General features: G+C 61.6%; 7 protein-coding genes and 2 pseudogenes. 8 read left to right on the forward strand and 1 reads right to left on the reverse strand.

Annotation, left to right across the window (positions count from 1 at the left end; genetic code table 11):
• Positions 1–100: pseudogene (locus ACH49N_RS38585) on the forward strand (citrate (Si)-synthase); the annotation flags it as partial.
• Between the two features lie 193 nt (positions 101–293).
• On the opposite strand, the gene ACH49N_RS38590 reads toward ACH49N_RS38585, so the two are convergent.
• Positions 294–746 carry a nuclear transport factor 2 family protein gene (locus tag ACH49N_RS38590; protein WP_358276142.1) on the reverse strand — a complete coding sequence of 151 codons (453 nt, stop codon included), beginning with the start codon at positions 744–746 and terminating at the stop codon, positions 294–296.
• An 870-nt stretch (positions 747–1,616) separates the two neighbouring features.
• On the opposite strand from ACH49N_RS38590, the pseudogene ACH49N_RS38595 reads away from it, so the two are divergent.
• From ACH49N_RS38595 to ACH49N_RS38625, 7 genes and pseudogenes are all read left to right on the forward strand, one after another.
• A pseudogene (locus tag ACH49N_RS38595) lies at positions 1,617–2,341 on the forward strand (SDR family NAD(P)-dependent oxidoreductase).
• Positions 2,342–2,660: 319 nt separating this feature from the next.
• The gene (locus ACH49N_RS38600; protein WP_358276143.1) at positions 2,661–4,250 is read left to right on the forward strand and encodes an alpha/beta fold hydrolase; all 1,590 of its coding nucleotides are present in this window, start codon (positions 2,661–2,663) and stop codon (positions 4,248–4,250) included.
• Positions 4,251–4,260: 10 nt separating this feature from the next.
• Positions 4,261–5,859: a long-chain-fatty-acid--CoA ligase gene (locus ACH49N_RS38605; RefSeq protein WP_358276144.1), complete on the forward strand. Its 1,599-nt coding sequence runs from the start codon at positions 4,261–4,263 to the stop codon at positions 5,857–5,859.
• 52 nt (positions 5,860–5,911) lie between these two features.
• On the forward strand, positions 5,912–6,739 hold the full coding sequence (locus tag ACH49N_RS38610) for an alpha/beta hydrolase (RefSeq protein ID WP_358276146.1): 828 nt from the start codon (positions 5,912–5,914) through the stop codon (positions 6,737–6,739).
• A 679-nt stretch (positions 6,740–7,418) separates the two neighbouring features.
• The gene (locus ACH49N_RS38615; protein ID WP_358276148.1) at positions 7,419–7,736 is read left to right on the forward strand and encodes a 2Fe-2S iron-sulfur cluster-binding protein; all 318 of its coding nucleotides are present in this window, start codon (positions 7,419–7,421) and stop codon (positions 7,734–7,736) included.
• A gap of 29 nt (positions 7,737–7,765) precedes the next feature.
• A complete protein-coding gene (locus ACH49N_RS38620) occupies positions 7,766–9,208 on the forward strand; it encodes an aldehyde dehydrogenase (RefSeq protein WP_358276149.1) in 1,443 nt (480 codons plus the stop codon).
• Positions 9,209–9,397: 189 nt separating this feature from the next.
• The gene (locus ACH49N_RS38625) at positions 9,398–10,321 is read left to right on the forward strand and encodes a LysR family transcriptional regulator (protein ID WP_358276150.1); all 924 of its coding nucleotides are present in this window, start codon (positions 9,398–9,400) and stop codon (positions 10,319–10,321) included.
• The last annotated feature ends 729 nt before the right edge of the window (positions 10,322–11,050 follow it).

Consider the following 11,050-nt stretch of genomic DNA (forward strand, 5'->3'; position numbering starts at 1 on the left):
TCTGGGCAAGCTCGTCCGCCCCGCCGCCATCTACACCGGCCCCGCACCCCGCACCCCCGAGTCCGTCGAGGGCTGGGACCAGATCGCCCACACCAAATAATCATTCGACGCTCACCGGTGAGGAAGTCGGCCTCCGCACAGCGAGGCCACTTCAGTGAGCGCCTCGATTGGAAAGATCGGTCCGCGTCGGCCGAAGGACTGTTCCTCGACTGGAAATGTCCCCCGACCAACGCGGTTCGGCTCCTACGGAAGGTGAGCTCGCGAGAAACCCTCTGGCCGGAACTTCGGCTGTGTCAGGCGGCGAAGTCACCGGCCTCGAACGGGATTCCTCCGCTCCATACGAACGTCAGATTGACGCTGACGATCTTCCATCCCTCGGCGGTGCGGCGGCAGGTGTTGTCGTACCAGCCGCCGATGTCAGCATGGGCGCCCTGCTCTGCAAGGGCTGGCACGTGCGTGGCCTGAAGGTAATGGTTTGTCGTCGCCGTGTCACCGTCGATCGTGATGCTGATGTTCGAGAACATGTGCTGTGTCCGTTCGAACGGCTGCAGGATGGCACCGGCGGCACGCGCCATGTCTTTCTTCTCGACCTTACCGAACGGGTACTGGGCATATCCGTCGTCGGCGAACAACTCGGCGAAGGCCTCCCAGTTCTTGGTGTCGGCATTTCGGGCGTACCCGAGGATCAGATCGTGTATCTCAGCCCGATCCACAAGCATCTGCACGTTCTTCTCGAGACTGCTCACTTGAAGCCCTCCGGTTTCATGGTGTTGTGCGCGAACGCCTTTCACGGCAATGTGATGCTAACCACTTTTTGACTTTACAGTCAACTCGTTTTCCGATGAGGAAGGCAGAATGCGTATTCGTACTCATAGTCGACGTAGTCAAGTCGATCGCCTGGTCAATAACTTGGCGACCAAGGTCCAGCCCCCTCCTCGAGATCGCCTACAGGCGTTCTGCTCCGGAGTCCGGAAGGTTCGGTCGACGGCCCCCGTGACCGTTACACGTTTCGGCGTCGATCCGGGTAGGGAGGCCCATCAAGGAACCAGCAGACACGTCTTCTCCGGTTGCGGTCGGGCAGGACGACACCTCGAACGACTGACTTACCGGGAACGGATGCAGACCGGACCCGACCAAGCTTGTTCCACCGACGAAAGAACGACTTCATCGACGCCCCGGCGTTCCCGGCGACGGCTTTGGCGCAGCAGTAGTGGCGCACCGCCGTCCCATTTCCGGCGTCTGTACCGAAGCACCGGGTGACGCTACTGATTTGTCAGTCAAGTCACAAAAATCGCACCGTTCGGTTCTCAACAGGTCCGATACCTGACGAATACAATCTGCGAGCTATTCTCTACGGTCGCTATTGACTTACGAGTCAAGTAATGATTATCTGTGATGGGGGTCACGAACTAGCCGGACCAGTCCAGGCCGCCACGCTCGACGACGTGTGCGGTGGGACCTAGCGCCTTCGCGATGTTCAGAGAATCCGAGTCCGCCATCGAGCAGGACCCCACGCTCGAATGCGAAGCTCCGAGATGGGCGATCTGCATAGGAGAAACTTCGAAATGACCAATCTCGACGGCAAGGTCGTCATCGTCACCGGCGGAGCGCGTGGCATGGGAGCCGCTCACGTGCGGAAACTCGTAAATGACGGTGCGCGCGTCGTCATCGCAGACGTACTCGAGGAAGAAGGACACGCAGTAGCCTCCGAACTCGGAGACAACGCCCGATTCATCCATCTCGATGTGTCCTCCGAGCAGTCCTGGACGGACGCGGTTGGAAAATCCACGCGGATTTCGGGCCCGTGACTTCGCTCGTAAACAATGCCGGTGTCGAATTCGCCGCACCATTGCACGAAACTTCAGTAGACCAGTTCGACCGGGTTGTCGGCGTCAACCTCAAAGGCGTCTTCCTGGGCATCAAAGCGGTCGCTCCAGACATGCTCGCCGCACGGTCGGGCGCAATTGTCAACATCGGTTCCGGTGCCGGACTGATTGGTTACGAAAACCTGTCGGTGTACTGCAGCACCAAGGCAGGGGTCAATGGCCTGACGATGTCGGCTGCAATCGACTACGGCAAGTACGGAATACGGGTGAACGCGCTTCACCCCGGCATCGTTCAGACGCCCATGTTGCGGGAAGCGATGGACTCCAACGAAGACCTCAAGAATACGCTCAACGACTCGGTCAAATTCCAGTCCATCCCCCGCATGGGCGAGACACGTGAGATTTCTGCGGCTGTGTCGTTTCTCCTGAGCGACGAGGCAAGCTTTGTAACCGGCATCAGCCTTCCGGTAGACGGCGGACTAATCCTCGGAAAAGCCACGCCGCTAGCGGGATAGCCCAATTTCGATGATAGAAGGCGGCTAAGTACACCCGGCGACAGCACCCGCATTGCCCCTGACCGTTCCAACGCCCGAGCCATCAATCATCAAAGAATCAAGACGGACATTGATCACGGAACAGGTCATATCCACCACCACCAGGAGAAACGCCGTGGGAACTGAAGACTCGCCACCAGCGGCACGCGTCGTGACACAACGCGGAGCTGGGAGGGAACCGACACCGCAACGCCTTCCCACTAACCCCGACGCTGATCAAGAGATTCCCGTTGATTCGGTTCGCGGGGCGAATCCGTTCGTCGGCCTCACCCTCGGACAGGTGACGAGTGCTGGTGCTCGCTGGGTCGGCGCACTGATCAAACGCCCAAAAGTACTCGTAGGTTCGGTTCAGAGCTGGGCAACCGAGGAAGCTCGTGTCCTCGCCGGCCGGTCGGCAGTCACGCCGGACCCGAGAGATCGACGGTTCGAGGACCCCGTGTGGGCCGATTCACCGGTCTGGAAACGGGTCGCCCAAACCTATGTGTTGACTCGTGATGCTGTGCTTGCGTCAGTGGATCGGCTCGAACTGGACGAAAAGTCGGTCGAGAGGGCCAAGTTCGCGCTCATGCAGGTCACCGAAGCTGCGGCGCCGACGAACAATCTGCTGCTGAACCCTGTTGCGCAACGCACTATGCGAGAAACTCGCGGTCAGTCCCTCGTTGCGGGCGGGCGCCATTTCTTGCACGACGTCCGTCACAACGGCGGCATGCCGTCACAGGTCGACACCCGCCCCTTCAAGCTCGGAGTCAACACCGCCGCGACTCCCGGCGCCGTCGTCTACCGCTCACCGATGTTCGAACTCATTCAGTACTCTCCGAGTACCTCGCGCGTTCGCAGCGTTCCCACTGTGCTGATCCCGCCGCAAATCAACCGCTATTACTTTCTCGACCTCGCGCCAGGCCGCAGTTTCGTGGAGTACGCAGTAAGCCAAGGGCTTCAGATACTGTGTATGTCGTGGCGCAATCCGACGTCGCGGCAACGGGACTGGGACTTCGACGACTACGCCGCCGCCTGCATCGAGGCAATGAGGATTGCGGGTGACATCACCGGTTCGCGGTCGGTGAATATTGCCGGGTTCTGCGCAGGTGGGATGACGACCTCATCGGTGTTATCGCATCTGGCGACGACTGAGCCAGATTTGGTCAACGCCGCCACGCTCGGCGTCACTCTCGTCGACAGTGACGTGAACAGCACCTTGAATATGTTCGCGAGCGAACGCACCGTCGAAGCCGCTCTCAGTCGTTCCCGCGACCGTGGTGTGCTCAGCGGTGCGAGTTTGGCAAAGATGTTTGCCTTCGTGCGCCCGAACGATCTGATCTGGAACTACGTCGTGTCGAACTATCTGCTGGGAAAGAATCCGCCTGCCTTCGATGTGCTCGCGTGGAACAGCGATGCCACGAACATGCCCGCCGCGCTTCATGCCACCTTTTTGGACATGTGGTTGAACAACGCCTTGGTCGACGCCGGGCGCGCGAGTGTCCTCGGCACTCCGATCGATCTCGGAAAAGTCAAGAACGACATGTACGTGGTCGGCGCGCGGACCGACCACCTCGTTCCCTGGGAGTCCGCGTTCGCCGCGACGCGGCATTTCGGTGGAGCGGTCCGCTTCGTTCTGTCGAACAGCGGCCACATCCAGGCCCTGATCAATCCACCCGGCAATCCGAAAGCGACGTACTACGCGAACGGAGCGCCTGCCCCGAACCCGGGAGTGTGGTTGCAGGGAGCGCAACGGCACGACGGATCGTGGTGGGAGGACTGGGCTGAGTGGAGTCAGGAAAGGTCGGGCGACCTGATCGCCGCGCCGGAAGCCCTCGGTAATGAAGCGTATCCACCACGGTCGGATGCCCCGGGACGTTACGTCACAGAATAGGATTCGGCCGATGATGGATGTGCCGCTTACAACATGGCTCCTTTTCGAAGGCGCCGCAACGCATCATCGCCATTCGGAGATTGTGAGCCGCCAACCCGGCGGTGAACTGTTCCGCTACACGTATGGCACCTTCTCGGAGCGCACCAAAAAGTTGATGAATGCACTCGACACCATGGTCATTGCTCCCGGTGCCGTGGTGGCGACACTTGCCTGGAACAGTTACCGGCACCTGGAAGCCTATTTCGCAGTTCCGTGCACTGGACGAGTGCTGCATACCCTCAACGTCCGACTCTCGCCGGACGAGCTCACGTTCATCATGCGCGACGCGGGCGACGTCGTCGTCCTCGTCGACCCCGAGTTCCTGCCGCTGATCGAGCAGATTGCACCACGAGTACCGAGCCTGACGCACATCGTGGTCTTGACAGATGATGCCGCCGTTGCCGCCGACTCAACAATCGTGGCCTACGAACAGCTGCTCGCCGAGGCCGAGTCGGACTACGCAGCTCCGGATCTGGACGAGCGACAACCAGCGAGCTTGTGCTATACCTCCGGCACGACCGGACAGCCCAAGGGAGTCGTCTCGACACACCGTTCACTGTTCCTGCACGCCTTGGCGGTGACCTCGGCCGCCGGCATATGTGTGGGTCCCGGCGACAGCGTGCTCCCGCAGGTACCGATGTTCCACGCCAGTGCATGGGGTTTGCCATTCGCGGCCGTCGGTGTCGGCGCCAAACTCGTCTTCTTCGGCGGGGCGCTCGAAGCCGCTCCCTTCGTCGACCTTCTACTCGACGAGCAGGTCACCGTGACCGCCGGAGTGCCCACCGTGTGGGTGGCGGTCGCCGACGAACTCGAACGACGGCCGGGCGCGAACGAACACCTGCGGCACATCATCTCTGGCGGTAGTCAACCGCCAGTCGCGTTGATCGAGCACTACCTGAAAAAGTTGGGCATACCGTTAGTGCAGGCGTGGGGAATGACGGAGACCTCGCCGCTCGCGAGTGTCGCGTGGCCACAGCACCGGATGCGGTCATGGACCGAGGAGTCGGTCACTGATGCAGCTCGGCGGCAGGCCGGACTTCCGCTCCCCGGCGTCCTGGTTCGCTTGCGCGACGAGGACGGCAATGCGCTGGCATTCGACGGTGAATCGATGGGCGCCCTGGAGGTACGCGGCCCTTGGGTCACCGACAGGTATTTACACGGGCGAGGAGCCGAGAACTTCACCGAGGATGGTTGGTTCGTGACAGGTGACGTCGCGATCGGGTCACCCGACGGCTACTTCGTCATCTCCGATCGGACCAAGGACCTCATCAAGTCCGGTGGTGAATGGATTTCGTCAGTAGACATGGAGGCGGCGATCATGGCGATGCCCGCCGTGATCGAGGCCGCGGTAGTCGCTGTGCCAGACCCGAAATGGGGGGAACGACCAGTCGCTTACGTCGTACCTCGACCCGGGAAGAGCATAGAACTCGAGATGATACGACAACACCTCGAAAGAACAGGATTCCCTCGGTGGCAGCTACCCGACCGCGTCGAGGCGATCGATGAAATCCCCAAAACAGCGGTCGGTAAGTTCGATAAGAAGGTGCTGCGCGCACGAGACGGATCATAAGCATGTTGCGACATCGTTCTGGCCGGCCGCTCCGCCAGAAAGCAGTGCGCAGATGAGCAACCGAGACAATCGGCAGCAGATCGGCTCCACCCGATACCTCAGGGTGGGCCCGATGAAGGTCCGGGTCAAGATACAAGGAACCGGCCCGCCACTACTGTTGATCATGGGAATCGGGGGTCACCTCGACATGTGGGAGCCACTCGCGGGATGGTTTCCCAAGCGGTCAGTGGTGATGTTCGACTTTCCCGGAACCGGGGACTCCTCCCTTCCGTTCTTTCCACCGACGATGGCGCACTGCGCGCTCTTCGTCCGGCTACTCCTGCAGAAATTGAAACTGCCCCCGGCAGATGTACTGGGTTACTCGTGGGGTGGTCTACTCGCCCAGCAACTTGCTGCTCAGCATCCCGGCGCCGTTCGAAAACTGGTGTTGGCGTGCACGGGCCCAGGGGTCACCTGCATCCCGGCGGACCTCGAAGTCGCCGCGAGACTACTCACGCCGAAGCGCTACTACTCCGCTGAGTACCTCGCCAGCATCGCTCCCGACACCTACGGCGGCCGCTTCCGGCACGACCCATCACTCGTGGAGGCGGAGGTAACCCGCCGCCTGAACCATCCGCCAAGCTGGGCAGGATATGCATTTCAGCTCGTCGCTTCCGGTACCTTCTCCACCTTCCCTCTCGCATCGCGCATATCCCAACCGACCTTGATCGTCGCGGGGGACGACGACCCGATCGTCAAGGTCGGAAACCAACACATACTCAAACGCCTGATTCGTAAATCAGACCTGCGAATACTGAAGCAGGCGGGCCATCTGCTACTCCTCGACAGTCCGGAGCAATCCGCCCCGATCATCGAAACCTTTTTGCGAGCATCGGACTGATCCCAAGTCGCGGCGCACGACGACATGCTGGCCACGATGTACTCGATGACATCGGTGCCGAGCCGACGGACGGATCGCGTCCTTCTGTGGGCCGTCGTTGATCGTTGCCTGGCAATCTTGATCATCTCGGGCCCCTTAGGAGGCCAAGACTGCCTGCGCTGGAGGACCGCTGGCAGGTCCGGCGCGGTCGACGTCGAGAGATGAATGAGGCGGTCTTGTTGCGACAACGGTGGCTGCGCCATGGAACCGCATCATGTAGTTCTACTACGGCGGCTGCGACCTTGGCCAGTTCTCCGACCAACGCGTGCCGCGGCTAAGCCGACTGCTCGGACACCCCCCAATGCTGACAGACGCGGCGTCCCTCACCGTCTCGAGGCGGGTTTTGCCCTTGTTGTCAGATGCGATTCCGCTCATCTGATATGAGTATGCGACGGCTGTCCCGATACGACAGCACATTTCAGGGGCTACTCGCGCGTCAGACCTGGGCGACGATGGCGTGCCCTGCGGCGCCCTTCACGATGGATATCCGTTGGGCATCACGTGATGGCAATCTACTGCCTACCGATGTTCTCGCATGTGACCTACGTTACTAACCAGACGCACCGCAGCGTCGACACCAAGACCATGGTCGACGCTACCGAATCTGTTCAATCAATTCCCAAAGCCCAACGGAGTAGTCATGCCCCGGATCAAGTTCCTCAACAACGGCGAAGAATCGTGCATCCACGCCGACGCGGGTAGCACCGTGATGTCGGTGGCCACCCTGAACAACGTCAACGGCATCGTGGCGGAGTGCGGCGGAGGTTGTTCGTGCGCGACGTGCCACGTGTACGTGGAAGGTGAGTGGTTCGACAAGCTCGAGCCCGCCGCTCCGGAGGAGCTCGAGCTTCTGGAGTTCCTCGAGGGTGTGCAACCCAATTCGCGTCTGTCGTGCCAGATAGCAGTGGACGCCGAACACGACGGCCTTACCGTCAGCGTCCCGCCGCAGCAGGGCTGATTTCTTTGTCCACATCTCAGGAGAGCACAGTGACGACCAACTTCGACAACCTGTACATCGGCGGCAACTGGACTACCCCATCGGGTCCTGCCACCATCACGGTCACCTCCCCCGCCACTGAAGAGGTCATCGGTACGGTGCCCGAAGGCGCCGAGGCAGACATCGATCGCGCAATCGTTGCCGCTCGATCGGCATTCGATGATCCGACTGGCTGGTCTCAGTACGAGCCCCGTCGCCGTGCCGAGATTCTCGAACGATTCGCCGACGCACTCGACAAGCGCGGAGCCCGGACCGCCGAAGCGGTCAGCCGGCAGAACGGGATGCCGATTCAGACGTCGCAGAGCATGGAAGCGGTCTTTCCCGCGCTGCTGCTGCGCTATTACGCCAGGTTGGTGAAGGAATCGGCCGACGAACGGCGACCGGCGATGTTCGGGGGTACTACCGTCGTGCGCCGGGAACCGGTCGGTGTCGTCGCCGCGATCGTGCCATGGAACTTCCCTCAGGCTCTCGCCTTCACCAAGATCGCCCCAGCCCTTGCGGCCGGTTGCACGGTGGTGATGAAACCCTCTCCCGAGACGGTGCTCGATTCGTACATCATGATCGAGGCAGCCATGGAAGCCGGCCTTCCCGCCGGCGTGCTGAACGTTGTGCAGGCGGGAGCTGCTGTTGGTGCGTATCTTGTGGCCCACCCGGGCGTCGACAAGGTCGCGTTCACCGGTTCCACGGCCGCCGGTCGAAGCATCGCGGAAACCTGCGGGCGGCTCCTCCGGCCGGTCACCCTCGAACTCGGCGGCAAGTCCGCAGCAATCGTCCTCGACGATGTCGATCTGGGAAGCAGGCTCGAAGAGTTCTTTCCCGCGACGCTGTTCAACAACGGACAGACCTGCTTCCTTAGCACCCGCATCCTTGCGCCCCGCGCTCGATACAACGAACTCGTCGACACGATCTCCGACTTCGCAGCGAGCCTGACCGTCGGCGACCCACTCGATCCTGCCACCCAAATCGGTCCTGTCGTGTCTGTGCGACAGCGAGAACGCGTCGAGTCCTACATCGCCAAAGGCGCCGCCGAGGGGGCACGCGTCACGGCCGGGGGTGGTCGGCCAGCAGACCATGATCGCGGCTACTTCATCTCGCCGACGGTATTCGCCGATGTCGATAATCACCACACCATTGCCCAGGAGGAGATCTTCGGACCGGTTCTGGCGCTGATTCCCTACGACGACGTCGACCAGGCCGTGGCGATGGCCAACGACAGCGAGTTCGGATTGGGTGGTTCGGTGTGGAGTGAAGACCCGGAGCGGGCGCTGTCGGTGGCCAACCGTGTGCGCACCGGCAGTATCGGCATTAACTCCTACGTCAACGACCCCGCCTCGCCCTTCGGCGGAATCAAGGCAAGCGGTATGGGCCGGGAGATGGGCCCGGAGGGTCTGTCCGGCTTCCAGCTGGTCAAGTCGATGTACAACGCACCGTAGAGAGCCGGCCTTAGGGGCGACTCGGTACCGCAGAGGCGCTCCGAGTCGCCCCTAAGGTCCGTTTCCCGAGCGACAATTGTCTCGTCTGTAAGTGCACCCCTTGTTTCCGAGAGTGGCGGCAATCACACTGGCGGTGCAGCGGCGTGCGGTCCCCTGCACACACGGGTTCGCAGCAAAGGAGACGATCGGGTGGATATACAGCAACTGGAGATGTTCGTCGCGGTCGCCGAGGAGGGAAGCATCCACGGCGGGGCCCGCCGACTGCTGATAGCCCAGCCCGCAGTATCCAAGTCGCTGCGCAAACTCGAGCGCCAGCTCGGTACCGAACTGCTGATCCGGTCCCCGCAAGGAATCGGACTTACCGTGGCGGGCGAGGTTCTCCTCGCTCAGGCCAAGGAAATACTCGAGCGCATGGGCCGCACCATCGAGATCGTGCGCAAGGCGGGCGAACCCGGACGCGAGTTGATAATCGGTCTCATCGCCGGGGCTGTGGCGGCGGCGGAGTTGACCAAAGAGATCATCCGCCACTATCGGGTCGAGCGACCGGATGTGTCACTGACACTGCGCGAACTCAACTTTCCCAATCAGTTCACCGCCATCTCCGATGGGCTGGTGGACGTCGCCCTGGTGCGCCCGCCATGCCCCACGTCGGACGTCGCATTGACCTCCCTGTTCGACGAGCCGATCATGCTGTGCTGCCGGGAGGACCATAGACTCGCAGACAAGGACTGCCTCGAGATCGCTGACATCGTCGACGAACCGATGCTGGACATGGCCGACGCTCCGGTCCTGTGGACGGATTTCTGGCTTCTGGTCAACGAGCGCCACGGGCGACCACCCACAGAGCAGTCTGTCCGAACTCTTTCCGAGATGGGTCTCGCCGTCGCATGCAGCCCCCGCACTGTCACTCCACTCGTCGGCAGCGCCTGGCGCCTCGGAATGGACCCGTCGTCGTTGAGCACGGTCCCTCTGCGTGATGGGCCCCGATCGATCGCGGCGGTGGCCGCCGCGCGTGGCGACTACCGCGATGAGGTCTGCGACTTCGTCGCGACCGCGGTGCGCGTGACCCGAGAGCGGGTCGCCGATATCCCAGATGCTCACTTACTGGCCTGATTCGATCCGGATTACGTACACATGACGGCTGGTTCGGTCAGTGGCGACGAGCTTTTCCACGTCGTCGTGGCTCCGTGATGGCGCGTCGTGGGCGTGCTAATGAGCGATGCTGATACCTCAATTCCCCAGTGCCGACGACAAACTGAGGCCGATTTCGGTGTGCCGACGCGGTAGTCGTCACCGCAATAGATCACATTGCGCACGTAGCGCTACCGACTCTCCAGTTTCCGCGCCCACCACACAGGCCGTGGCGTGCACCTCAGCGACCTGGATGGTGCGGGTAGCGGGCAGGTAATGGGCGCAGCCCGTCATCGCCTATGAAATCGCACTTCACAGCGATACTCGCGACCGTTAGACAGAAAGTCCATCCCTACTCGTTGGCAAGTGCACCGCGAAATACAGGGCCACTCACCGGCCGGGTCGGCGATCTCGACGTCGTCACTGGAGAGCGCGACGAGCGGTCACGTCGATGTTCCTGCACAAGGGCATCGTCGGTGAGATCGATGACGAGAGCATATAACTGGTACGAATACACGCGCCTCGCTAACTTAGCTACTTCGACCTGAAAAAGTCGCGGTGTGGCGGTGCGTGATCAGCCAGTCTTGGAACGCGAGAATGGCTACAACCCTTGGGCTAGAAGGGATTGAGGCCATCGTGTTCCGTACCGTAGGCGATCAGCCGTCGTTGTTCGAGTCGGTGCTGCCGCAGGAGTTGCTGCGGCTGCCCGCG

Origin of the sequence: Rhodococcus sp. NPDC019647 (assembly GCF_044389235.1) — a bacterium.
In the GTDB taxonomy this organism is placed as follows: Bacteria; Actinomycetota; Actinomycetes; order Mycobacteriales; family Mycobacteriaceae; genus Rhodococcus_F; species Rhodococcus_F oxybenzonivorans.

What these genes read in the sequence shown, in the direction of transcription:
- ACH49N_RS38605 (WP_358276144.1), top strand. Translation starts at nt 4,261, where the DNA reads ATGATGGATGTGCCGCTTACAACATGGCTCCTTTTCGAAGGCGCCGCA.
- ACH49N_RS38610 (WP_358276146.1), top strand. Translation starts at nt 5,912, where the DNA reads ATGAGCAACCGAGACAATCGGCAGCAGATCGGCTCCACCCGATACCTC.
- ACH49N_RS38615 (WP_358276148.1), top strand. Translation starts at nt 7,419, where the DNA reads ATGCCCCGGATCAAGTTCCTCAACAACGGCGAAGAATCGTGCATCCAC.